The sequence below is a fragment of the Vibrio sp. 10N.286.51.C3 genome, assembly GCF_003050065.1.
Lineage (GTDB): Bacteria > Pseudomonadota > Gammaproteobacteria > Enterobacterales > Vibrionaceae > Vibrio > Vibrio crassostreae.
Genome location: NZ_PIGC01000008.1, coordinates 78,926 through 102,262 on the forward strand (window position 1 = coordinate 78,926; position 23,337 = coordinate 102,262).

Sequence of the window (23,337 nt, forward strand, 5' to 3'; positions counted from 1 at the left end):
ACCAATCGTAGTAAATAACTGGTCACCCTCGCTTGTTAAAAACCTCGATAACTTCGTTAGAATTTTTGATTGTAGAATAACTACTTATCGAAAAAATCTGTCTTGTTCTCAAGCTTTTTTTGTACGCCATTTTTGAACACTTACTTACTGTGATTGGTATAAATATCATCGTAGAGGACATGGCGCTAACATTTTGCGCTGTGTTTCTCGTTTTCTCCCGCCTTGTTCTCTAGCCTTTTCCCACGCTATTTCTGAGCACTTACTGTAAGTGGCATCACTCGTGATGTCGTCGTAGAAAGTTTTTTTTTGCTTGCTGTCCAATAGGGCCTTTGCTGCAATCATAATGTACTAATGAGTAAGACCATGAAGAACGTTTCTAACGCAAAAATAGTGTAGGGCGCTTGCCTAAGTGTATCGATTTACTGAATATAAAAAGATTTTATATCGGCATATTGAACTGGCATTGGCCTGTTTTGCTTGTTCCTAATGTTTTAGTTGTTCATCCACTTTTTCTAATGCAGTCGGTAAAACTCAAACATGAGAAAAGCCAAATATCTCAGATGCTGCAATGGGTTTATTTGTAAGAAGGCAATGGGCAACAGACATGACGCTGGTCAGGTTTAGCTTGATCGCTATTATCATAGTAAAAAAGCCTAGCTCAAGAGCTAGGCTGATGTTTTTAATACAAAATTGGTGTATTGCCACAGGTATACCCTTTTATTGATGTTGAATGAAAAATCACTCAGAACATCAATTAGGCAATGGAAAGCTCTTCTTGTTTAACCGCTGCTTTACCAAGGTGAACGGTTACATTGCCGCCTAGCATGGTAGCGTGGACATGAATATCTTTAACTTCTTGTTTATCTACGCTTAGTACGTCTTTATCCAAGATAGCCAAGTCGGCCAATTTACCGACTTCGATAGATCCTTTCATGTTCTCATGACCCATTAAGTACGCGGCACCTAATGTCACTGCGTGAAGTGCTTCCTCTGCGTTCAAACATTCATCTTCGCCGTACACGTTGTCCGAGAATATACACTGGCGGTTCATGGCTCCCCACATCATAAACAATGGATTAACTTGCGTCACACCGTCATCACAGTGAATAGAGAAAGGCACGCCTTTTTTCACTGAACTCTTAAATGGATTTAAGCGTTTTACTAGCTCAGGGCCCACTGTTTGTTCTGCGTGTACATCGCCCCATACCGGTATATGAGTACCAAATAGGTTATGGCAAATTCCGATTGCTTTCATACGATCCATTTGCGCATCTGTTACCATTTGATTGTGCTCTAAGCAATGGCGTGCATTTGGCATTGGCGTGTCTACTTGTAAGCGTTCAATGATGTTAATGAGCTTCTCGGTGGTGCCATTGCCGTTACAATGAAACGAGATGTTGTAACCGGATTGGTGGAAAGGTAAACATTCTGCAAAAATGGTTTCTTCATCTTTGATAAGTGAACAACTCGGTTTGCCGTTATAGTAAGGAGCATCATCAAGAAGATTGGCGGTGAAGCCTTGAATTGAACCATCAGTACTGACAAATTTCACGCTAGAAACACTAAGACGATCGTTATCCGATGCTTTCATATCTAGCACTTCACTGGTAGAGAAGTTACTCACCAATGGGTAAGCTGTTATGCGTAATTTAAACGCCGGATTTTGGCTTAGCGCTTGATAAAGCGGCCATGGGTTAGTTGGCAATCCCATACCACAATCGGAAACCGAGGTAACGCCTAACGAATGCGCGATATTGGCGTAATCTATTAGCGTTTTCCCTATCGCTGCAGGATCAGTACCGTAGTTAAAAGCACCTTGGTTTAAGGCACGATATAGATCAGGTAGCTCTGCAATGTAACCAGTTAAGCGGCCATTTTCACGCATGACAAATTCAGGGTTATCTTCGAGGCTGTAGCCAACTTGTTCAAGCGCCATTGAGTTAAAGCTCGCTAAGTGACAACTGGCATGCATAAAGAATACGGGTGAATCATCAATCACTGAATCGATAAAATCACGATTAACCACTGAGCCATCGGTCATCAAAAGTGGGTCTAAGCCCCATAGATTTAACCACTCGCCAGTTTTCCCTGCGGCATCATGTTTTGCTTTAAGTTCTTTAAGCAAAGCTTTTAAAGTGTCTTCAGTGCAACACCCTTTTAGTAACTTACCTTCAGCACCAAGGCGATCATATTGACCGCCATATTCGAACATACCGGTAAACAGCGCAGCCATCAGTGGGTGCATGTGTGCTTCAATAAACCCAGGAACAATGGTTTTACCTTTGAACTCTTCATTTAGTGTGTGAACGATAGACTCATTAGCAAGAAAGGTTTCGGCTTGATCTTGGGTGCCAACAAAAAGGATTTTTCCATCTTGTACGACGATGGCTGAAGCCTTAGGTTGTTCCTTATTGACAGTAACAAAGTTACCCGTATATAAAACAGCTTCTTTATTGGCTTCTAGACCCGGATTTAAAAATGGTTGAGTTGTCATTATGTGCTCCACATTACTTAGTGTAGGGGGTAATCAAAATCAATTACCCACTTACTTTGCACATCGGCCACTTTTGGGTCGAGACTTTATAAGTCAATTAAAATTATAAAAAGTAATATTGACGAATCGAGTAGTGATGAAGATAAAAGTTAACTTAAAACAATGAGTTAAACTTATCCTGACGGTTGTGTAAAATTAAAAAGCAGCACCACTAGTGGCACTGCTTATCTATTTTGAATTAATTTTCACAAATTAATACTGGACGAAAGCTAAGCTTCAGCTGTTTGCTTAGCTTCAACCTCTGATGTTTGGTGCACTTGAATATCTCCACCTAGCATAGTGGCGTGCACTTTAATCTCTTTGACTGCCATTTTATCAACGGTTAATGGGTTTTGATCAAGAATGGCTAGATCTGCCAACTTACCCACTTCGATAGAGCCAATCATATCTTCTTGCTCCATCAAATAAGCAGCACCCATCGTCACCGCGTGCAATGCTTGCTCTGCAGTTAGACGCTCTTCTTCTCCGTAGACGTTACCAGAGAAAACACATTGGCGGTTCATTGCCCCCCACATCATGAATAGTGGGTTTACTTGTGTTACCACATCATCACAGTGAATAGAGAAAGGAATACCTTTCTTCACCGATGTTTGGAATGGGTTCATTGTTTTAACGCGCTCTGGGCCAACAGTTTGTGTGGCATGAACATCGCCCCAAAATGGAATATGTGTGCCAAACAAGTTATGTAGCACGCCTAACTTCTTCATGCGATCCATCTGCGCTGGCGTTACCATTTGGTTGTGCTCTAGACAGTGACGAACGTTTGGTTGTGGGCACTCTGCTTGCATTTTTTCTATTAAGTCTAGTAACTTAGTTGTACAACCTTCACCATTACAGTGGAAAGAGATGCTGTAACCTAGTTTGTGAGCATAGAAGACGTCAGTCCACATTTTCTCATCGTCAAATTGGAAGTGACCATTTGCTTTGCCGTTATAGTACTTCTCGCCTTCTTCCAATACCGCTGTAAAGCCTTGAATAGAGCCATCAGTGTTTAGGTATTTTGTTTTTGTTGCAAATAGACGATCGTTACTTTGTGCTTTAAAGCCAGCTAGCTCTTCTTCACTAAAGTTTGGGACTAGTGGGTAAGCGGCTAGGCGCGAGCGGAATGCTGGCATTGTCGATAGCGCTTGGTATAGCGGGAATGGGTTATGAGGTAAGCCCATACCGCAATCAGACATCGTCGTTACGCCAAGACGGCTGGTGCTGTCTGCATATGAAATCATCGCTGCAACGGCATCTTCTGCTGTACCTAAGTTAAAACCACCCACTTTTACAGCACGTAAGATATCTGGCATTTCTGCGATTTCACCTGTTAGGCGACCATCCTTGCGAAATACAAATGCTTCATTATCTTCAAGGCTAAAGCCTGCTTTTTCAATTGCAGCACTGTTAAAAGCCGCTACGTGACAAGATGCGTGCATCACCATCAACGGCGAATCTGAGCAGATTGCATCTAAGAAGTCACGGTCAATAACCACCTCTTCGGTCATTAGAAGTGGGTCTAGCCCCCACATATCAAGCCACTCGCCTTGTTTGCCTGCTGCGTTATGAGCATCAACAAAGCTTTGCATCTTATTACTCAATTCTTGCTTGGTTAGGCTTGCACTTAATACTTCGCCGCCACCTGCACTGCGTTCAATTTGCCCCACATAACCAAAGCGTGCTGTAAATAATGCAGCTCCTAGCGGGTGCATATGCGCTTCGATAAAACCAGGAACAATGGTTTTACCATTGAATTCGTCATTCAGCGAGAAAGCAATCGATTCGTTAGCAAGGAAAGTTTCTGCTTGATCAACAGTACCAACAAAAAGAATTTTACCACTTTGTACCACGATTGCTGATGCACTTGGTTGTTGTTCATTGACGGTAATGAAATTGCCAGTATAAAGGACAGCTTCGTCGTTGTAGCTCAGACCCGGTTTAAGTTGTGATTGTGTTGTCATTATATGCTCCACATTGGTGTAGGGTTTAATCAAAGTTAACTGCCAGCTCACTTTGCCCCTATGCCCATTCGTGGTCGAGAATTAAGAAATGAAATAAAGATCGGGAAAATGAATAGAAATAATGAAAAATAGTGGCTATCAAAATAAATATAAAATAAAGCCCGCTAGCTACTATAATGATCATTTATATCAATAGGTTAAGTGGTGTTAAGAATTTGGCGCATCATCTGTATTTACTGTTGCTCTCGCAGAGCGGGGCGATTAAAGAGTTATTTTTTAGTATTAAGTTTATTCAACAAACGATTGGCTAGGGGGCTATTTCATCTTTGTGCGAGTAGCACTGCCTTGAAGTTATAAAAAAAACTCAATCGCAACTTATACTTCAAGAGATAAATGACATCATAAGTCTAAATTCAATTTGCTAGTGCTGCTAGGGCGGAGGTCCCTTAATGGCTGTTTATGGGTTGGGTCGTGTGACCATAATTATTAGCAAAGTCTGTTGAGGTTTCATCGAGTAGGGACGTGCTGATTTTTGGTGGTCGTGTGAGACTGGCGGATGCGTGGTGTTCTAAGTAACACCGGTTTTGGCGAATGTTACTGGTCTGTTCAAGTTAAAAGGCAGTTTATTGTTGCCAATCTGACCCAATTTATTTCGACAAAATATGAATATACAACGGATAAGTTCCGTATTGGCTTTTTTCAAGGTGCTATCTAAAGGGGGGCTATAAAATTATTTATTTGTAAGAGAGAGGAGTCAAGAGGACTTGGAGCGTGCAGCGGGAATCGAACCCGCATCATCAGCTTGGAAGGCTGAGGTAATAGCCATTATACGATGCACGCACATCGTCTTAACGAGTTTGATAATGCCACATCTAACTGAAAACGAAACCTTTTTCTTTCATTTTTATTCTAAGTGCTCGCATAACCACCACTCCGCTAGTTTTTCCATCAGGTTCGGCATTTTCATAGTGAATAAAATGTGACTAAAATCTCGTTAAAAGGAGGGCTAGAAATATTAGTAAATGTCATGCTTATTTCTACGATAAATCTACCTTAATTTATAAACCTGTTTTAGTGGTGCTCAGTTGTCATAAATCTCATGAAAATTAAGGTATTTGGAGTGTTAACATAAACTGATTTTCATGCGTGTTTTGGCGCCCGTTAATAACAATCTAAATGCATAAATTTAACTTATCAGCAGGTCAAAACATTCAGTAAACTAATCCCAAATGAGTAGAGATATAGGCACTTCTAAGCCTTTGCAGAAAAAAGTAACGAGTTCAGTTGATAATTTACGCAAAAGTCTCGTCATTCCGTCTATCGTTTGGTACATTTGCCGCACATTTTGTCTCCCCTAAAATACCCATGCCTTCTCAGTTCCGAATTAACAAAATTGTTGAAATTGGTGACACTCTTCACCGCAGTGGCTGTGCTCCTTACAAGCTAGAGAAATACACTCAATTCTATGCAAAAAAGCATGGTGTTGACGTGATGATCCAAGCAACGCCAACTGCGATTAACTATCAATTTCCAGACGATAACAACGCCGTTATTCTTAAGCGTCTAAAGCCTGCGTCAATTAACCTGAGTTTGTTGGCCAATACGATCATTCGTATTAACCAACCGAGCAGTGAGCCTGTACCAGAGCCTGTCGGTTACTCTAAATTTGTGACTGCACTAGCCAATATGGGGATTCCGCCTGCGTATTTGATGCTGGTGGGCAGTACGTTGGAAGCTGTGGGCTTTTCTGCGTTATTGGGTTTGATGGTTTGGGTCTGTCAGCAAGTTCTTCATTCACGTCGCGCTATCGCGGTTGAGTTCATCTCTGCATTGTTAACGGGTATCTTTGTGGCGTTTCTGGCAAGTACAGGGTTGCCGATTCCGGTGTGGGCGTTGTGTATCGCCTCGATCGTCTTATTTGTACCAGGGTTATCCATAGCCAACGCATTAGAGTGTTTGGCGTTTAACGATCTCGTCTCTGGTACTAGTTTACTAGGGCAGAGTGCGTTAACGCTGATCAAGCTGTTTGTTGGGATTATCATGGGTCTCAATATTGGTGAAGCAATATGGGGACAAGCGGTCTCCATCGACTATACCAATGCGGTACCGATGTGGATGCACATATCAGGCTTGGTGTTGATCTCAGTATCTATCGGTGTGATGTTCAATGCGCGCCCTAAAGACATCTTGCTTGGCTTGCCAGTTGCGGTTCTTGGCATGTGGGGGCCGTTCTACCTCGGTTTTGATAGTGGTTGGGTTGTGGGTACTTGGGTAACCACGGTTCTTATTACTCTGTACGGAACTTGGATTGCCAAGAAGATGGAGCTCACAGGCTCTATTTATATCGTGCAAGGGATCATCATTTTGGTTCCGGGTAGCCGAGTATTAGTGAGTGCCAGCCAGTCGGTGTTTGAACAATCTATTTTGCCTATTCCAAGTATTGGTTTGTCGGCGTTATTCATGTTTTCTGCAATTGTGGCAGGGCAAATCACCGCTTACTCGATTTATTCGCCAAAAGTCGAACGTTAATCGGTTCCACTTCCTAGGCCTTTAAACAAACACAGCTTAATGGCTGTGTTTGTTCGTTTTAGGTGCTGTTCTTTTCAACGTTAAGTTACGCTACCGAAAATTGGTTCGATTTGTGCTCGCTAAGCCTAACAAGAGTCATTAAAATGGGGACAAATTCTATTTAAATGAAGTATTAACGTATGTCTTTACCTCCTTGTCCGCAATGCCAATCTGAATATGTCTACCCAGACCAAAACAACCTGATCTGCCCTGAGTGTGCCTATGAATGGAATCCAGAAGAAGAGCGTTTAGAAAGAGAAGCCGCGCGTGTTAAGGACGTAAATGGCGTTGTATTGGAAAGTGGCGATAAAGTTACCTTCATTAAAGATCTAAAAATCAAAGGCAGTTCTTCTGTACTGAAAATCGGCACTAAAGCAGTGATTCGACGTATCAATGAAGGCAAAGATCACCAGTTAGATTGCAAGCTGGATGGTGGCGGTGAAATGCTTGTTACGGCGAAGTACGTTAAGAAGCAATAGCGGCCAATGGTATTGATCTATCATTGCCGTTCAATAATTCTGACTGGGACATTGTCGTAAATCTTCAATAGGTTTAAGTCGCTTCTTGGCATACTGGTTAGCCCATTAAACAATATTAATTGCCTGAGAATTAAGATGATTAGAGAGTACAACCCAAATGATATTGAAGCTGTTTTAGATATTTGGTTAACCGCCTCGATAAAGGCCCATGACTTTGTGGCTCCTGAGTTTTGGGAGTCGCAAGTGGCCAATATGCGTGACCTATATATTCCGGCATCAACAACTTACGTGTATCAAGTAGACGGTGAGGTTCGTGGCTTTTATTCGCTTTATGAAGGGATCTTAGCGGCGATCTTTGTCAGTACAGAACATCAAGGCAGTGGTATTGGTAAGCAACTTATCCAACACGCTAAGCTTGAATGTCTGAACTTGTCATTGAATGTGTATAAAGAGAACCAAGCGACGATTCAATTCTACTTGTCCCAAGGATTCTCTATTGTGAATGAACAAGTTGATGAACATACAGGGCATCAAGAATACACCATGCACTTAGCTTAGGCTTGATAGCTCAACCCGAAAGAGCAGTAACTAGGAATCGAAACTATATGGACATGGTCAAAGCTGATATTTCGTACTCAAGTGCCTTTCATCATTATGTGAATGCTTGCTCTGAGGATGGGTTAGTTATTTACACCGGTATTTCTGACAGTAGTGATGCGTATTTAAAAAGGCGAGTCGCTTATTCAAAAGGTGAGGAACTTCCAGAAGGTTGGACGCCTGCTTCTACGTATTTTTGTATCGACTCTGGTCAAATCCTTGGTGTGATAAGAGTTCGTCATGGTACCAGTGAATACATTCATAACGTTATCGGACACATAGGCTACGAGACTTTGCCACAAGCGAGAGGGCAAGGTATCGCAAGTCATATGTTGTCTTGGGTTCAACGTCACGTACTGACCGAAAACGCTATTATTACCTGCGAGTACGGCAATATTGCTTCGCAAAAAGTAATTGAGAAGTGTGGCGGGCAGTTCTTAAATACCTTTTACTCAGAGCAAGATAAACACGAAGTTCTACGCTTTCAACTAAACCCTAAATGAACACTGAAGCATGGCACCTTCCTCATTCTCACTTACTTGTCGTGAGCGAGCTTTTTGGAAATGAAGCCATTGTAGATTTTGATTCATTGATTATTGTTGGAGATATTTTGAAGTATTCGACAAGACCTGCTCAGTCATCAGATTATGAATTTCTGTTCGAGCTAAAAAAGGCGGCTGAATTTGAGCCAATCAAAGCTGTTTTTGGCTGGGATGAGCAAGTTCAACGAGGCATACACGCCGAAGAGTGGGCAGAAGAAAGGCCTGAAATCATTGAATATCAGGGCAAAGCGATTGGCAGTGTGTTGCTGAAAGACAAGGGTGACCACTTCTACTTTTGCCGATTCTTTTTGCTGCCTGAATATCATGGCAAAGGTATTGGCAGCCAAGTTTTAACGGATTGCTTAGCTCAAGCAGCCAAACTCAATAAGCCTGTAGAGTTGTGTTATTTACAAGGTAATCGAGTTGGGGAGTTGTATTTAAGGTTTGGCTTCGAAATCACCTCGCAAAACGATGAGTTTGTCTATATGTGGCGTGAATAGTTTGTAATAAATTGAGATTAACTCATTCCTTTAGCCTGTATCTCCATCAGATAGTTGCCTTCATCTGCCAACAGAGGACGTGTAAATATGAGAACTGTCAGCTGAATTATAAAATAATGCCAACTATATCAAGATTTTATCAATCTTTGTTTTCGGTCTGGATTTTTAATGATAGGGTCGCCGAATAATTATATTGATAAGAATAAAGGCTTTATATGAAACATTTTCTGCCAATGGCTTTGGTAGCTAGCTTAACGGGTTGTATGACGTTACCTCATAATGCGTCGAATACTCTATCTGCTCCTCATGGAGATGGAGCTATTGGTATTACTACGAAGATCATTAAGGTTGGTAGTGTTTATCCGTGTGATACTTTTTCGATTCTAATGTACGAAAAGATTGGTGATGAACTCGCTCAAGAACCGGAGACGTTGAGAATGACAGTCTACGAAGATCTAGAGTACGTATTGTTTGATAATATCAAGCCAGGTAGTTACGTTGTTAAAGAAGCACGCTGCAATGTTCCAAGAGGGATCGTTGTAGACGGATATAAACGTTACCACTCTATCGAAATGTCGAGTGAGTACATGGTTAAACCCAACACATTGACTTTAACTGATGACCTAATCTTTGCTGCTCAGGAAACTGAGAAGGACTTTTATTTCACAGTTGAATCAAGTGAAGAAGTTTCCATTTACCTTGAGGGTCTGCTTGCGGTATCAGATACTATCGGTGAAGGGTGGAATATAGAAACTCCTAAGAGTCAGCAGCTCTAATCGTTCGTTGGCTCTAAAGTATTAGCTGCCTTAAAACTGGTTAACTTAGCTGGAAATTGTAAATAAACTCAATGGAACACTGTATCATTGAGTTTATTAGTTTTAGCTTCTATTTAAGACTTAACCGCCAATAGTGCTCCGAACGTCACTAAGCCAAATCCACACGCTTGATTAAGCCTTTTCTTTGCTCTCAATAGATGCTTTTGCAATGTATTCGAAGTAAACAGCATAGCGACAATTCCAAACCATAAGCCGTGAAGAACGATCATGTAAAGTCCATAGCCGAGTGCGACATGCTGGTTTTCTGCATCAGGTGAGATGATTTGGCTGAAGATGCTCAAGAAGAACAACATGGTTTTTGGGTTGAGCACGTTACATAAAAAGCCTTGGGTTAAATAGCGCCAAACATTGGTGCTTTGTTTTGCATCTTCCATCGGTGCAAGCTTGTTGTCCGCACTCAAGATACCTTTTAGCCCTAGATAAATAAGGTAGGCTGCACCTGCGTATCTGATCATGTCAAACAGCTGCTCATTCTGTGAGATTAAGTAACTGATCCCAAGCATTGAATAACTGATGTGAACACAAATCGCTAAACTCACACCTATTGCAGTCCAAATCCCTGCTTGTCTTCCTTGATTGACACTGTTTTTCAAAACTAAAACGAAATCAGCTCCTGGACTAATAACAATCAATAGTCCCAATACTGCTAGGCTTAACCACTCCATAATGACTCCAACTCTTTATATTTGATGAGCGAGCATTGTATGGTTTTTTATTGCTGCCTATAATCGAAATGAACTCCACCTATCTGTGAGAAAAAATCACGCATGAGACATTTGAAAGCATTTCATATTTTCCACATAGCAGCGCATTCGAGCAGTTACAGTGATGCGGCGGATAAACTCAATATCACACATGGCGCAGTGAGTAAGCAGATCAAGGTATTGGAAAATCACTTATCTCACGCCTTGTTCTATAAACAGGGCAGGAATGTGTGTCTCACCAAAGAGGGGGAATTACTCAAAGGTTACACAGAGCAAGCGTTCCAAGCCTTGGAAACTGGAGTCCACAAGCTTAATCAGCTGAATCATCACGCGTTGGAGGTTTCATGCGAACCCACATTGACCATGCGTTGGTTAATGCCTCGACTCGGTGATTTCTATAACGAATCCGGAATTGATGTCCGATTGTCTACCGCAGGTGGACCTGTGACATTAGGCGCAACTGGATTAGATATGGCCATTCGCCGAGACGACTTCAACGTAATCGAGCATTATAAACAGATTCCGTTAGTTGAAGAGTGGGTTGGCCCTGTGTTCTCGCCTGATTACTGGCAACAGGTCAAAGACAAGTTAGCCGATGTAAAATTACTGCACAGCAGCACGCGACCAAACGCTTGGAGCCACTGGGCATCCATCACCAAAGATAGTGAATTTGATAGCCGAATGGTGCCGCAAGCTATTTCAAACCAAACCTTTGCACACTTCTATTTTTGCTTTCAAGCGGCCGTTGATGGGTTAGGAGCGGCTCTTGGCTCTTATCCATTGGTGGTTGATGATTTGAATAGAGGCAACTTAATCGCACCGTTCGGCTTTGTGCCTTCCGGTCATCAGTACATATTGCTCACACAAGATGACAAGCAAGATGAACCAGAAAGCCCGTTTGTGGTTTGGCTAAAGAATGAGTTGTCACAGTGTGTTCCAACCTTATAGGAACGACAGTCTCCGACCTAGAAGTGTGCTTGTCTTATGTCAGACTTTAGTTCGTTATTGTGGGAATCACTCAATCGGCAAAGACAAGACACCACCATTGAGTTCTACTTGGTTTAGCCATTCTGTTGGAATCGCTCCGTCTTCTTCATAGAAGCAAGCCGCTAATACCGCGCCAATCACGATCGCACGACCGCAGCTATCACCGCCACATAAGATGTTATCTCGAATAGCTTGTTTAAAGCTCTGAGCACCCGCAATGATGCGAATTAGTAGTGGGAACGCGGCGCTCAATTCACAATGCAATCCAAATTTCTTTGCAGCCTCAGTGATTGAAAGTTCAGGTTCTGCTAATGCTTCATCGATTTGATCGTGTATAAACTTGCTGCAGGTTTGTCTTACCATTTCTACCGACTGAAGCGGAGAGTTACCCTGTATCGCGGCTTGAATTAATAGAGTGATTGCCTGCGCCCATTCCACGGCTTTGTCGTTGTTGTTGGTCACTCGTACCGCACTCTCTACCATCGCGGGTAAGGTGTGTGAGGTATAAGTACATGCCACTAATGGAATGATCTTTGAGACTGCGGGAAGTTGTGTATCGTCTGCGCCACACGCAGCAATAGAGGCGTCCTCTAGTTCTAATTGATGGATGTTCAACAAGCTCATACGCGTTGCTTTATCAATGTAGCCTTGCCAACTACCACCAAAATCAAACCAGAAACGGAAATGTTTGATGTAACTCGCTTCATCGTATTCTTTATTGTCGACTAAGCTGTCGACCATCGCCAAGAGCTGAGCACCGTATTGCGATTGTTCACCTGCGGTTTTACCTTGGTGCGCAAAGTAGCCCTTGTCTTGGTAATCGAACTGATTCGGTGAGCGAAACTCTGGTTCAAAACCCGCCACGTGTAAGATTCTCTCTTGGTCATACAGCCAGTGCAGCCCCATTGAAGCGGCGTCGCCAACCAAGGCGCCAACAACAGCGTAAAAAGCTCTTTCTTTATGATTGTCCATGTTGAGTGATGTCCTTGAGAAGAATCAACGCAGTTCGATACTTTAAGTATAGTGATTAGGCGAGTATTTTGCTGTGTTTCTAAGAAGAAATATGAAGAGATAAATCCTGATTAGTCAATAGCTTAAACCAATCAGGTGAAATTGATAAGGGCAATGAATAGTCGGGCGAGTCGATACTTTTGATTAATGGTGTTACTGATGGTTAAGGTAGGCGCTAGAACGCTGCTCAATCACTTTGAATAGACGCGAAAGTGCAAAGCACAAAGTAAAATATACGAAGCCAACAATCAGCCAGATCTCGAAGATCAAACCGGAAGAGTTGGCCATCTCAGTACCAACAAAAGTCATCTCTTGGATGGAAATTAGAGACACAATCGACGTGTCTTTAACCAAAGATATTGCTTGGCCAGCCAATGGTGGGGTGATGGCAGTCAATACTTGTGGGCCAACCACAAATCGATACTTAGACAATGCAGACAAGCCAAGTGAATCGGCGGCTTCCCATTGGCCTTTAGGAATACCTTCTAAACCCGCTCGAATCACTTCCGCAATATAAGCCGAAGAGAGCAAACCAATACAAATAACACCAGATGCTAAGTTTTCCCAAAGGTTAGCTGGGCCGAATAGGAAACCTTGAACAGCGTTAATCTCGCCATTATGTTCACGTAAGATACTTTCTAAACCAAGTAATGGAATCAGTTGGTTAGAAACGAAGAAATAGAAGATGAAGACAAACACCAGTGGCGGAATATTTCGAACCAACTGGATAAAAATCAGTGCAGGCGTTCTGAAGAAAGCGATTTTGGAGTGCCTTGCGACGCCAAGTAATGTGCCAAAAGAGAGTGCTAACACCATGCTCCAGACACTCAAGCGCAGTGTGGCGATCAAGCCTTGGAAAAAGTACGGGACGTTACCTTCGGATGGCGGAATAAAAATCAGGGTAAACGCATCTTCCCAGCGCCACTGGTAGTTAATACCAACAGCAGAGCGATAATAAAGCCAGCCTGCAAACACACAAATGACAGCGAGTAACACACCATCTAAAAGAGTAAGGCGTTGATACCAAGGCTTCATATGAACGTTGGGCTTAGGTGTTGTTAATGCGCTAGTACTACTCACGTCATTCCTGTTTAAACATTAATTATTATTGGGTTGTTGCTTGGATCTAAAACGAATCAAATAAAGCTACTTAAAAAGGCTACTTAAATCGTCGATGAGAAGGCAGTGCAAACAGTGCACTGCCTTGATTCAGATTCGACAGATTAGCTCATATTAAAAAGTGAGCTCAACTTCAGATTACTGACCTTGAGCAATTTGATCTTGCCAATCCAGAGTAGAGAACCAGTACTCGTAACGCTCTTTCAACCAACCGTCTTCAGTACGTGCTTTGATCCATTCGTTGAAGAATTCTGCCTTGTCAGTTTCACCTAGGCGAACTGCAAATGCTTCGTTACCTTTGGATAGACGCTCTTCAAATGGAATAAATAGCGTATCTGCGTTTTTAATCGCTTCGTGTTCTGGTTTCGGGCTAGACGCGATAACTGCGTGCGCGTTGCCGTTTAACACTTCTTGGAATGCTTGAGCATCGTCATCGAACTGTAGAACTTTCGCTTTAGGGAAGGTTTCACGAGCCACTTGAACGGTGAACGCACCACGACGAGCGGCAATTTTCACGCGGCGAGAATCAAAATCAGAGATTTGAGTAAAACCTTCCGCTAGCTCTTTATTAGCAGCCAGTTGAACACCAGAGTGCGAGTATGGTTCAGTGAACAGTACGCTTTTAGCTCGCGCTTCAGTAATAGACATACCGCCGATGATCACATCAAACTTCTTCGATAATAGAGAAGGGATAATGCCGTCCCATGCCGTAGGTACAAATTCGACTTTCCAACCTGAATCTTCGGCAAGGCGTTTCGCCACGTCGATTTCAAAGCCAACAAGATCGCCTTGTTTGTTACGCATTGCCCAAGGAACAAATGTCGACATACCAACGCGCAGTGAGCCACGTTCGTTGATTTTATCGAGGTTAGGCGTTTCAGAAGCAAGTGCAGGCAAACTTACGGCAAGCGCAAGTAGGGCTGTAATCGCGGTTTTAAATAGCTTCATGCTGATAAATCCTTATTGTGTTCGCCAGTTAGCTCCGAGCTTATGCTCAAGCCAAGCAGCAACGGAAGAAAGTGAAAGTGTAAGAGCAAGATAAATGATCGCCACAGAGAACCAAATCTCGAATGGCATCGCGGTTTCAGAAACGATGTTTCTGGCTTCGGTTGTCAGGTCGAAAATAGCCATGACACTCACAATCGAAGAGTTTTTAATAAGAGAGATCACTTCATTGGTCAAAGGTGGCAAGGTGCGTTGCACCACTTGAGGAAGAATCACATCCCAGTAAGTATAGGTCTTTGATAAGCCCAAGGATTGAGCTGCTTCAAATTGTCCTCTCGCAATACCATTTAAACCGGCACGAAATATCTCGGCGGTGTAAGCACCTTGGAAAAGTGCCAAGGCTAAAACGGCAGTGCTAAAGCGATCCAGCCCTAATACGGGGCCAAATACAAAATAGAGCAAATAAATTTGTACCAATAACGGCGTATTACGAATCAACTCAACATAGCTGGTGGCTAAGGTGCGTCCGACTACAGAGTTTGAGTTTCTCAATAGCGCTGTCGTTAAACCAATGATCAACGTAGCGACCAAAGAAATCAAAGAGATATTGATGGTAACCAGTAGCCCTTCAACCAGCTCTGCTGGCCACCATTCACCATCTTCATAGAAAGCAATATAGTCCGGCACGCGCTCCCACTGCCAGCTGTATCCCATGGTTTGTGCGCCAGAATCGAGGATCCAGACAACCGCAGCCACGAGCACAATAATTTGTACCAAAGCGGATAGGGCGGGTTTAATAATTCGAAGCAACATCAATAAGTCAGGATCTGATTTAGGAACGCTTGAGTACGTTCATGTTGCGGGTTTTCAAAGAGCGCTTGTGGCGTATTCGATTCCACAATTTGTCCTTCATCCATGAAGATAACACGGTCGGCCACTTGTTTCGCAAAGCCCATTTCATGGGTCACACACACCATGGTGATACCTTCACTCGCCAGTTCAACCATTACATCGAGCACTTCGTTGATCATCTCCGGATCAAGCGCTGAAGTTGGTTCGTCGAACAAGAGTAATTCCGGCTTCATACATAGAGAACGGGCGATAGCCACGCGTTGTTGCTGACCGCCAGAGAGTTGCACTGGGTATTTGTTGGCTTGTTCTGCGATGTGTACACGCTCAAGATAGTGCATTGCAAGCTTCTCGGCTTCGTGTTTACTTTTTTTAAGCGTACGAATTGGGGACAAAGTTAAGTTCTCAAGCACAGTAAGATGGGGGAATAAATGAAAGTGCTGAAACACCATCCCAACTTGGCCTGGGGTGTTGAATTTGCTCGGAAGTGCTTGATCTAACACAGAAAGCTCGCCACTCTCGAAAGGTTCTAGCTGATTGATACAACGGATCAAGGTTGATTTACCCGAACCTGACGGCCCGCAAATCACCACTATCTCTCCTTGTTCAATATTTAAATCGATATCCTTTAGGGCATGAAAATCACCATACCACTTGTTAAGTGACTTAAACTTAACCATTTCCTTGAGATTGTTCAAATCGTTGTTCATACCTAGTAAAGAGACAGGTTTACCTTAACAATATAGAAATATGATTGCACATAAAATTAGGGACTTATGAGAATTTAATAGCATCTTGTAGGGCAAATAAAAAGCAGCGCCTGATTTGGACGCTGCTTGAGGATATACGCAAGGGCAAAGAATTTGGTTCAGTTTCACGGCATAAATTTTTAGATTATGACGATTTTCCTTAGAACCTTGTTTTCCTTGCTCTAATTTTGAACGCTATTGAATCGCAGACTCTAGAATTTCACGAGTCTTCTCTGGCGTGATTGCTTGGTTTTCGCCAAGTTGCAGGTAGCCATGTGATTCAAGTTGAGCGACAACATTGTCGATCGCTGTTTCTTTGTTTGTTTCGTAGCCGTCGAACATAGTTGCAACGTCTAGGCTGTGGTAGAACGCTTCGATTGCCGCGATTGTGCGCTCGGCTAAATCAGCACCCGCTTCTAGGCCAAATACGTTACGACCCATTTGCTCAAGCTTGCAACGCTTCGCTTCGATTTGGTTACGAAGTAGTGAAGGTTGAACAATCGCAAGTGAGCGTGCGTGGTCTACGTGCCATAGTGCTGTGAACTCGTGGCCAATCATGTGTGTTGCCCAATCTTGATGAACACCCGTACCAATCAGGCCGTTAAGCGCTTGGTTTGCTGTCCACATTAGGTTGGCACGCCATGCGTCGTTGTCACGCTCGTCGTATTGCTTACCCAGTACAAGTAGGTTTTTCAGCAGAGTTTCTGCATAACCGTCTTGAACCATCGCGTCTGTTGGCATTGTGATGTATTGCTCACATACGTGTACCCAAGCATCAACTAAACCATTAACTAGTTGGCGTTCAGGCAGAGACTTCATTACATCTGGGTCCATTACTGCAAACTTAGGCTGCACCGCAGGGTTCATGAATGCCAGTTTTTCTTGAGTTGCTTTACGAGTGATTACTGCACCCATGTTAGATTCAGACCCTGTAGCAGGAAGCGTCAGCACTGCGCCGATTGGCGTCGCTTCTGTTACTTGGTGTTTGCCCGCTAGGATGTCCCAACCGTCACCGTCGTATTTAGCCGCTGCAGCAACATACTTAGAACCATCGATTACCGAACCACCGCCAACAGCGATAATGAATTCTACGTTTTCTTCTTTAACAAGAGCGACGGCTTTATCTAGCGTCTCTTTGGTTGGGTTTGCTTCAACACCAGAAAACTCAATCCAAGCGTGATCTTTAAGAGATGCGACTACTTGGTCGTAAACACCATTGCTTTTGATTGAACCGCCACCGTAGATGACTAGCACTTTCTTTGAAGTATCAACCGCTTGGCTGATAGCGTTGATTTGACCTTGGCCGAAATGGATTACAGTAGGGTTAACGTAAGTAAATTGCATTAGAGATTCCTTGTGTAAAGCTAAATTTGTTATTTTGGTTTATTGCTCAATTTCTATATTTGCATATTAGTACAGTAATATAGGGTTATGAAGAGCTGATCCTCCAAATAAATTGCCTATTTCTACAAAATTGATATTATTTCTCTGCTTTAGCTTACATACTCTTAGCACTTGGAATGGAAAGTCACCACTTATGAAAACACTCGCGCAGTTGTTACAGTCTTATGTAGAACACAAAGGTTGGGATGATCTCGAAGGGATCAGAGAAACTGAAATTGGCGGTGTGTGGTTGTATAGAAGCAGTGGCGGGAATCAGCGTCAGCCATTTACTTACCAGTCGGGTATTATCATGCTCGGGCAGGGCAAAAAGAACATCTACATTGGCGACAGACCCGTTACTTACGCTGCTGGTGATTATCTTGTGGTAGGCGTGCCAATGCCATTGGAGTGTGAAGCCTTACCTGTAAATGGCGAACCATTGCTTGGTTTGTCGATAAGCATCGATTCTCAGCGCTTGCACAGCTTAGTCAAAAAGCTGGAAGACCAAGGCTTTCTAGAGAGCTACTGCAACAAGCACAAGCAGAATTCGAGCGGCTTAGAATCGACGCCAATGGAAGAGCAAATGCTGGAGAGCTTTACTCGATTGGTCAAAACTCTACATTGTGACATTGAAGCCAATATATTGGGCGATGCCATGGTCAGCGAGATTGTCTACCGCGCCCTAACCGGTTCAGAAGGACGAGTGCTGTTTGATTTAGCTCATCATGACGGACACTATGCACGTGTCGCTAAAGCGCTGTCTAAAGTGCATGAAGAGTATGACCAAACCATCACTGTTCAATCGCTTGCCGATGAAGCTAACATGAGCGTGTCTGCCTTCCACAATGCATTCCGCAATGTCACCTTTGAATCACCTCTTCAATATTTGAAGAAGGTGAGACTCAACAAAGCCAAAGAACTGATTCAGCTAGAAGGCCTTCGCATCAGCGATGCTGCTCGCCGAGTCGGCTACTCGAGCCCATCCCAATTCAGCCGCGAGTTTAAGCGCCACTTCAATACCACCCCTAGAGCTGTTTAGTTCTTCTTTCAAAAAAGCCATGTCCCAAAAGCTATGGCGTCGATAATTCGTCTGACGCCATCTTCATTTCAGAAAACAGCACTTCTTAGTATCACAACCACCTTTCTCACCCAGTTACCCTAAACATCTCGCTTGTTTAATTATATGAGTAAATGTATCTAATCATGGGCTTTGTCAGATTATTGGCATTTGAGTATCGAACATTCTATTAACGTACTTGTATAAAATAGGCTCTTTAAAATAATTAGTTAAATAGCTTAAGAGTTTATGCAGGGTATTTTATTGATAGTTCGATGGTTCTGATAATACGGCTGTTTTATTGTGAACAACCTATCAAACAGCATCTAAATTTTTGGAATAACTCATAGAATTACCAGAGAGAGTATTCAATATTATTGAATAGTTTAAAAATTAAAGAGAATTTAGCAGTTGATAAAGCCAAATGTGACGGATATTTAGTCGTGTGATGACTAATTATTCTATAACCTGCTGATTTATAGTCACCTTAGAGTCTGACAGGTATCACGTTTACCCTAAAATAATTCACTTAACATGGCGCTACTTCAATCATTCTTTCCAATACGATTGTTCCACATAAACACGTATTACTATATTATTAAAAGGATAATTCCGATGAGTAGCGATATTATTAAAGTTTCAAGAAATACTGAAAACGCACCAAAAAATTCTGTATCTACACAAACGGTCGCTTTTTCTCATTATAATAACTTTTCAGCTCAATTACCTGTCGATCCTAAAACAGGTGAAGTTGTGATTGGTGATATTAAAGACCAAGCAGCACAATGCTTGAATAATATTAAGGCCATTGTTGAAAGCATCGACCATGTTATGGATGATGTGGTGAAGATTAATGTTTTCGTTAAGAATATTTCTGATATCGATGCTATCGATGAAGTTTACAAAAGCTTCTTCAACAATAGTCTTCCTACACGTACAGTTGTGGGCGTAGCTGCGCTACCGAATAGCGACGCTTTAGTTCAAATGGATGCGCTGATTTCAAACGGCGAAGGCACTAAACCACAAGCACCTTGCGCGCTGGTAAAGGTATCAAGAAATACAGATAACGCTCCGCATAGTGTTGTCTCTACGCAAACAGCGGCTTTCTCTCACTACAACAACCTTTCGGCTCAATTGCCTATCGATGTAAATACAGGTGAGTTGGTTTCAGGTGGTATCACAGAACAAACGACACAATGTTTAGCAAACATTAAAACGATTCTAGAGAGCATCGGTCATGTCATGAATGACGTGGTTAAAACCACTATTTACCTAAAAGATATCGAAGATGCAGAAAAGGTAAACGAAGCTTGTACTAAGTTCTTCCCAAGTTATGTTCCAGCGCGAACGGTTGTTAATGCCGCTGAACTACCAATGGGCGCTTTAATTCAAATTGATACATCCGTTTCACATGGCGACGGTACACCGCCACAACTGCCAGAAGACACTCGCTTACTGGTTATCGAAGCTAATAATACGGTTGATGCGCCATTTATGGCTTATTCGCACACCGTTGCTTTCTCTCACTACAATCATATTTCAGGTCAACTGCCTGTAGATCCGAAAACCAATGAAGTGGTTGCTGGTGGTATAAAAGAGCAAACTGAACAATGTCTTAAGAATATTAAGGCGATCATTGAAAGTGTTGACCACAGCATGGACGATACGGTGAAAATTAATATTCAGCTTAAAGATGTTTCAGATATTGATGCGGTGAACGAAATCTACACTACGTTCTTTAATGCTGATTTACCGGCAAGAACGGTGGTTGGGGTTTCAGAGATTCCTATGAACGCTTTAATTCAAATTGATGCCGTCGTTTCTAACTGCGAAGGTACACCTCCACAAGACATTGTTGCTTAAACATCGTTACACACATCGATAACAGCGTTGAAATTTCGGCTCTATTTCCTAACTTGGAATTAGAGCTGATTCAGTTTGAAGGCCTGCGATTAAGCGACAGTGTATACCGAATCAATGACTCTAATTCATCACAAGTTGGGCGCGAATGTAAGCGCCACCTCAATACATCCCCACGAGCGGTGTAATGCTTCCTATCAGCAATAAAGGTTGTTAAACATGCGGCACTTCATATAGTGCAATCTTGCGCATAATTTTTGATTGACCGAGAAATCTAAATTTTATAAATACCTGTTATTGAGGTACTAAGATTCTGGAGGAGGTTCATTTGCTCGATTTGTTAAAAAAAGTGGTGCTTATCAATTTGATGGCTGCAATGGTCGTTTATGTGCTGTCGCAGTTTTTTCCTTTCTTTTCTTCTACTCGACTCGTCGACTTCTTATTTTTTGTCGTTATTGTCATTTGGATATTGGCAAAACTTCTGTGGGAGGGAGGCGTTCATAGCAAAACAACGCGCTTAGATGATCCTATTACAGACAAAGTCTACAAAATGGTCGACGGGCACGATTTTGCTAAAGACCAACAAGAACACTATCGAATGAATTATCAAACGGGCTTAGTGTTATTCATTGCTGGCTTACCGGCGTTTATTGCGTGCTTTGTTCTGCAATTCTTTTAAGTACGGGTAAGAGGCAGTAATGGAAGAATATTTAGAGCTGGACTTGATGACATTAGAGTCAATTTCAAAAGAAGCGGGCTTTCCAATAGATAGAGATGTGTATTTAGCATCGCGCACTCAATCAATGGAACAAGGACTGCTTGTCGAATATCGGCGACAGAATAAGCTAATTGGCTACACAACGTTGAGTGATTTAGGGGATGGAAAGTGGTTTGTCCCTATGTTTGTGGTACACCCAGACTATAGAAGTAAAGCCGCTTTTCTTGCTTTATTTCGTGGCATTGTAAATATACTGAAAGAGCGCGATTCAAGGGTATTAGTAAGCAATGTTTTACGCCTAAATGAACTGTCGGTGCAGTTTCATAAGCGATTAGGGTTTGAAATAACACGTGAGAATCACTTAGGTTATGAATTTACACTAGCGTTGACTCCTGAAGTAAAAAGAAAATGGGCTAACTTCGTCGCTGTTACCTTGGGGTCATAAATAATTGTGGATCGAGTTTGACCTCAAGTGTGTGGTGGTTAATATCACCTTTCTATCAAACGCATCACTATTAACGCTTCTTATCTTTCGAGAGTAATCAGCAAGGGCATGAATTATGTACAAAGTCGGAATCGTATTATTTGATGACTTCACCGATGTAGACTTCTTCTTGATGTATGACTTACTAGGAAGAACGACAGACTCTTGGGAGGTTAAGGTTCTCGGAACCAAGCTCGAGCATCGCTCACATTTGGGTATGACCGTGAAAACCGATGGTCATTTGAGTGAAGTTGCGCAGCAAGACGTTGTGCTGATCACAAGTGGTTATCGTGGTATTCCGGCTGCATTGAGAGAACCAGAGTTCATGAACTCATTACAGTTGGATCCGAGCGAGCAGTTAATCGGGTCGATTTGCGCGGGATCTTTTGTGTTGCACGAACTCGGTTTACTTAAAGGCAAGAGGTTAACAACAAACCCGCATGCAAAACCAACATTAGAAGCGATGGGTGGAGATGTTCAAGATCTACCTCTAGTCATCGAAGGCAACATTGCTACAGCTGGTGGGTGCCTTTCTCTGGTCTACTTAATTGGTTGGGTGGCCGAGCGGTTATTTGATTCTAACAAACGTAGGGCGATACAAAATCAGCTCATCCCTGCAGGGCAGCTAGAGCTCTTCGAAGAGCTTATCTCTAGAACCATCCAGTCTGCAGAGGCTGATAACTTACACAACAAGTCATTCAAAGCTGAGCTTACAGACGCGGTGAGTTAAATCATCGTCATGGTATTTTTACAAAAAGCGTTTAACGAGAGAAAGAAAACCAGTTTATGCAATTTCGAATTATTTTACTGTTGTGCCTAGCCCTGATGGGTTGTTCATCCAAACCAGAGTTAGCTCCTGACCCAACAACTGTCACTCTTTTTTATGGTAATACGTCGATCTCTGCGGGTGTCTTAGAAGATAAAACATTTAGTTCAGTGCTCGCTGATAGGGCTGAAAGCGTGACTTTTTCAGGGGCAATACGTAAGCAAGATCCTGGCTACTTCGTCGATATACTCGTGATTCGAGAAAAGAAAGAGCCGCGTTCAACACGACAACTAAACGCCTCGCTTGTTATGAAGCCCGGAGAGTTAGTGGATGTTGGTGGTGTGAATAACGATGTCTTCAGAGTCATTATTGAGTAGCAAGACAAACATGCCGATTAATTTGAATTTTCACTTTACTTCAACCTAACTTTAAGTCTTAAGCTTCTTTTACTCATTTAAAAGGAGCTTATTATGCAAAATAACTACGTAAAAGAACTTGCTGTCAAAACTTACCAAGAAGAACTTCAGAAAGAGTACGTAAAATCTAAAGCTCGCCCATTTCATGCCCCAAGTTTTATCGGAGGCATACTGTTGTCAGTCGTGTTGGTTGGCTTGTTTTAACTTAAGCAGGATCTTTGATCCACTGCCAACTCTCAACATCTCTATTTGATGCGTTTTAATGCTTAC

23 protein-coding genes and 1 tRNA gene are annotated in these 23,337 nt (G+C 42.5%); 14 read left to right on the top strand and 10 right to left on the bottom strand.

The annotated features are described in order from the left end of the window. Positions 1-754: 754 nt before the first annotated feature. The 3 genes from CWO27_RS10575 to CWO27_RS10585 all read right to left on the bottom strand — a co-directional run bounded on the left by CWO27_RS10575 (position 755) and on the right by CWO27_RS10585 (position 5,337). Positions 755-2,494, bottom strand: a complete 1,740-nt coding sequence (locus CWO27_RS10575) for an amidohydrolase (protein ID WP_107898944.1) — start codon at positions 2,492-2,494, stop codon at positions 755-757. 269 nt (positions 2,495-2,763) lie between these two features. Then, positions 2,764-4,497 carry an amidohydrolase gene (locus CWO27_RS10580; RefSeq protein ID WP_107898945.1) on the bottom strand — a complete coding sequence of 578 codons (1,734 nt, stop codon included), beginning with the start codon at positions 4,495-4,497 and terminating at the stop codon, positions 2,764-2,766. A 765-nt stretch (positions 4,498-5,262) separates the two neighbouring features. Further along, a tRNA-Gly gene (locus CWO27_RS10585) sits at positions 5,263-5,337 on the bottom strand. Positions 5,338-5,862: 525 nt separating this feature from the next. Between CWO27_RS10585 and CWO27_RS10590 the strand changes: the two genes are divergently transcribed. The 6 genes from CWO27_RS10590 to CWO27_RS10615 all read left to right on the top strand — a co-directional run bounded on the left by CWO27_RS10590 (position 5,863) and on the right by CWO27_RS10615 (position 9,959). Further along, positions 5,863-7,026, top strand: coding sequence for a threonine/serine exporter family protein (locus CWO27_RS10590; RefSeq protein ID WP_004731486.1), 1,164 nt, complete (start codon positions 5,863-5,865; stop codon positions 7,024-7,026). Between the two features lie 179 nt (positions 7,027-7,205). Continuing rightward, positions 7,206-7,544, top strand: coding sequence for a zinc ribbon domain-containing protein YjdM (locus tag CWO27_RS10595; RefSeq protein ID WP_004731484.1), 339 nt, complete (start codon positions 7,206-7,208; stop codon positions 7,542-7,544). Between the two features lie 135 nt (positions 7,545-7,679). Next, a complete protein-coding gene (locus CWO27_RS10600; RefSeq protein WP_102433401.1) occupies positions 7,680-8,102 on the top strand; it encodes an N-acetyltransferase in 423 nt (140 codons plus the stop codon). A 47-nt stretch (positions 8,103-8,149) separates the two neighbouring features. Beyond that, the gene (locus CWO27_RS10605; RefSeq protein WP_107898946.1) at positions 8,150-8,644 is read left to right on the top strand and encodes a GNAT family N-acetyltransferase; all 495 of its coding nucleotides are present in this window, start codon (positions 8,150-8,152) and stop codon (positions 8,642-8,644) included. A 107-nt stretch (positions 8,645-8,751) separates the two neighbouring features. Next, positions 8,752-9,183, top strand: coding sequence for a GNAT family N-acetyltransferase (locus CWO27_RS10610; protein ID WP_107898983.1), 432 nt, complete (start codon positions 8,752-8,754; stop codon positions 9,181-9,183). Between the two features lie 215 nt (positions 9,184-9,398). Beyond that, complete coding sequence (locus CWO27_RS10615) at positions 9,399-9,959, top strand: hypothetical protein (protein ID WP_057623223.1); 561 nt, start codon at positions 9,399-9,401, stop codon at positions 9,957-9,959. Positions 9,960-10,072: 113 nt separating this feature from the next. Here the strand turns inward: CWO27_RS10615 and CWO27_RS10620 are convergent, their stop codons facing one another. After that, positions 10,073-10,684: a LysE family translocator gene (locus tag CWO27_RS10620; protein WP_107898947.1), complete on the bottom strand. Its 612-nt coding sequence runs from the start codon at positions 10,682-10,684 to the stop codon at positions 10,073-10,075. Positions 10,685-10,786: 102 nt separating this feature from the next. Between CWO27_RS10620 and CWO27_RS10625 the strand changes: the two genes are divergently transcribed. Continuing rightward, positions 10,787-11,671: a LysR family transcriptional regulator gene (locus tag CWO27_RS10625; RefSeq protein WP_102478475.1), complete on the top strand. Its 885-nt coding sequence runs from the start codon at positions 10,787-10,789 to the stop codon at positions 11,669-11,671. 66 nt (positions 11,672-11,737) lie between these two features. Here CWO27_RS10625 and CWO27_RS10630 read toward each other — a convergent pair whose 3' ends face one another. The 6 genes from CWO27_RS10630 to CWO27_RS10655 form a co-directional block, all read right to left on the bottom strand. Further along, complete coding sequence (locus CWO27_RS10630; protein WP_102478476.1) at positions 11,738-12,682, bottom strand: ADP-ribosylglycohydrolase family protein; 945 nt, start codon at positions 12,680-12,682, stop codon at positions 11,738-11,740. Positions 12,683-12,874: 192 nt separating this feature from the next. Next, positions 12,875-13,801 (bottom strand): amino acid ABC transporter permease, encoded by a 927-nt coding sequence (locus tag CWO27_RS10635; RefSeq protein WP_048660028.1) that lies wholly within the window; start codon positions 13,799-13,801, stop codon positions 12,875-12,877. A 177-nt stretch (positions 13,802-13,978) separates the two neighbouring features. Continuing rightward, a complete protein-coding gene (locus CWO27_RS10640) occupies positions 13,979-14,788 on the bottom strand; it encodes a transporter substrate-binding domain-containing protein (protein ID WP_017093706.1) in 810 nt (269 codons plus the stop codon). 12 nt (positions 14,789-14,800) lie between these two features. Then, positions 14,801-15,598, bottom strand: coding sequence for an amino acid ABC transporter permease (locus tag CWO27_RS10645; RefSeq protein WP_102433397.1), 798 nt, complete (start codon positions 15,596-15,598; stop codon positions 14,801-14,803). Continuing rightward, a complete protein-coding gene (locus tag CWO27_RS10650) occupies positions 15,598-16,344 on the bottom strand; it encodes an amino acid ABC transporter ATP-binding protein (RefSeq protein ID WP_048662590.1) in 747 nt (248 codons plus the stop codon). Before CWO27_RS10650 ends, CWO27_RS10645 begins: the two co-directional genes overlap by 1 nt. Before the next feature lie 234 nt (positions 16,345-16,578). Then, on the bottom strand, positions 16,579-17,727 hold the full coding sequence (locus CWO27_RS10655) for an iron-containing alcohol dehydrogenase (RefSeq protein ID WP_107898948.1): 1,149 nt from the start codon (positions 17,725-17,727) through the stop codon (positions 16,579-16,581). Between the two features lie 193 nt (positions 17,728-17,920). Between CWO27_RS10655 and CWO27_RS10660 the strand changes: the two genes are divergently transcribed. The 7 genes from CWO27_RS10660 to CWO27_RS23580 all read left to right on the top strand — a co-directional run bounded on the left by CWO27_RS10660 (position 17,921) and on the right by CWO27_RS23580 (position 23,271). Further along, a complete protein-coding gene (locus CWO27_RS10660) occupies positions 17,921-18,805 on the top strand; it encodes an AraC family transcriptional regulator (RefSeq protein WP_009845512.1) in 885 nt (294 codons plus the stop codon). A 633-nt stretch (positions 18,806-19,438) separates the two neighbouring features. Beyond that, a complete protein-coding gene (locus CWO27_RS10665) occupies positions 19,439-20,686 on the top strand; it encodes a RidA family protein (protein ID WP_107898949.1) in 1,248 nt (415 codons plus the stop codon). 325 nt (positions 20,687-21,011) lie between these two features. Continuing rightward, positions 21,012-21,362 carry a hypothetical protein gene (locus tag CWO27_RS10670; protein WP_107898950.1) on the top strand — a complete coding sequence of 117 codons (351 nt, stop codon included), beginning with the start codon at positions 21,012-21,014 and terminating at the stop codon, positions 21,360-21,362. A 19-nt stretch (positions 21,363-21,381) separates the two neighbouring features. Next, the gene (locus CWO27_RS10675; protein WP_048660035.1) at positions 21,382-21,846 is read left to right on the top strand and encodes a GNAT family N-acetyltransferase; all 465 of its coding nucleotides are present in this window, start codon (positions 21,382-21,384) and stop codon (positions 21,844-21,846) included. 115 nt (positions 21,847-21,961) lie between these two features. Then, positions 21,962-22,615 carry a DJ-1/PfpI family protein gene (locus tag CWO27_RS10680; RefSeq protein ID WP_017085588.1) on the top strand — a complete coding sequence of 218 codons (654 nt, stop codon included), beginning with the start codon at positions 21,962-21,964 and terminating at the stop codon, positions 22,613-22,615. Positions 22,616-22,671: 56 nt separating this feature from the next. Next, positions 22,672-23,028 carry a hypothetical protein gene (locus CWO27_RS10685; RefSeq protein ID WP_048660037.1) on the top strand — a complete coding sequence of 119 codons (357 nt, stop codon included), beginning with the start codon at positions 22,672-22,674 and terminating at the stop codon, positions 23,026-23,028. A gap of 93 nt (positions 23,029-23,121) precedes the next feature. Then, a complete protein-coding gene (locus CWO27_RS23580) occupies positions 23,122-23,271 on the top strand; it encodes a hypothetical protein (RefSeq protein WP_165886753.1) in 150 nt (49 codons plus the stop codon). Positions 23,272-23,337: the final 66 nt, after the last annotated feature.

What these genes read in the sequence shown, in the direction of transcription:
- CWO27_RS10575 (WP_107898944.1), bottom strand. Translation starts at nt 2,494, where the DNA reads ATGACAACTCAACCATTTTTAAATCCGGGTCTAGAAGCCAATAAAGAA.
- CWO27_RS10580 (WP_107898945.1), bottom strand. Translation starts at nt 4,497, where the DNA reads ATGACAACACAATCACAACTTAAACCGGGTCTGAGCTACAACGACGAA.
- CWO27_RS10590 (WP_004731486.1), top strand. Translation starts at nt 5,863, where the DNA reads ATGCCTTCTCAGTTCCGAATTAACAAAATTGTTGAAATTGGTGACACT.
- CWO27_RS10595 (WP_004731484.1), top strand. Translation starts at nt 7,206, where the DNA reads ATGTCTTTACCTCCTTGTCCGCAATGCCAATCTGAATATGTCTACCCA.
- CWO27_RS10600 (WP_102433401.1), top strand. Translation starts at nt 7,680, where the DNA reads ATGATTAGAGAGTACAACCCAAATGATATTGAAGCTGTTTTAGATATT.
- CWO27_RS10605 (WP_107898946.1), top strand. Translation starts at nt 8,150, where the DNA reads ATGGACATGGTCAAAGCTGATATTTCGTACTCAAGTGCCTTTCATCAT.
- CWO27_RS10615 (WP_057623223.1), top strand. Translation starts at nt 9,399, where the DNA reads ATGAAACATTTTCTGCCAATGGCTTTGGTAGCTAGCTTAACGGGTTGT.
- CWO27_RS10620 (WP_107898947.1), bottom strand. Translation starts at nt 10,684, where the DNA reads ATGGAGTGGTTAAGCCTAGCAGTATTGGGACTATTGATTGTTATTAGT.
- CWO27_RS10625 (WP_102478475.1), top strand. Translation starts at nt 10,787, where the DNA reads ATGAGACATTTGAAAGCATTTCATATTTTCCACATAGCAGCGCATTCG.
- CWO27_RS10630 (WP_102478476.1), bottom strand. Translation starts at nt 12,682, where the DNA reads ATGGACAATCATAAAGAAAGAGCTTTTTACGCTGTTGTTGGCGCCTTG.
- CWO27_RS10640 (WP_017093706.1), bottom strand. Translation starts at nt 14,788, where the DNA reads ATGAAGCTATTTAAAACCGCGATTACAGCCCTACTTGCGCTTGCCGTA.
- CWO27_RS10645 (WP_102433397.1), bottom strand. Translation starts at nt 15,598, where the DNA reads ATGTTGCTTCGAATTATTAAACCCGCCCTATCCGCTTTGGTACAAATT.
- CWO27_RS10650 (WP_048662590.1), bottom strand. Translation starts at nt 16,344, where the DNA reads ATGAACAACGATTTGAACAATCTCAAGGAAATGGTTAAGTTTAAGTCA.
- CWO27_RS10655 (WP_107898948.1), bottom strand. Translation starts at nt 17,727, where the DNA reads ATGCAATTTACTTACGTTAACCCTACTGTAATCCATTTCGGCCAAGGT.
- CWO27_RS10660 (WP_009845512.1), top strand. Translation starts at nt 17,921, where the DNA reads ATGAAAACACTCGCGCAGTTGTTACAGTCTTATGTAGAACACAAAGGT.
- CWO27_RS10665 (WP_107898949.1), top strand. Translation starts at nt 19,439, where the DNA reads ATGAGTAGCGATATTATTAAAGTTTCAAGAAATACTGAAAACGCACCA.
- CWO27_RS10675 (WP_048660035.1), top strand. Translation starts at nt 21,382, where the DNA reads ATGGAAGAATATTTAGAGCTGGACTTGATGACATTAGAGTCAATTTCA.
- CWO27_RS10680 (WP_017085588.1), top strand. Translation starts at nt 21,962, where the DNA reads ATGTACAAAGTCGGAATCGTATTATTTGATGACTTCACCGATGTAGAC.
- CWO27_RS10685 (WP_048660037.1), top strand. Translation starts at nt 22,672, where the DNA reads ATGCAATTTCGAATTATTTTACTGTTGTGCCTAGCCCTGATGGGTTGT.
- CWO27_RS23580 (WP_165886753.1), top strand. Translation starts at nt 23,122, where the DNA reads ATGCAAAATAACTACGTAAAAGAACTTGCTGTCAAAACTTACCAAGAA.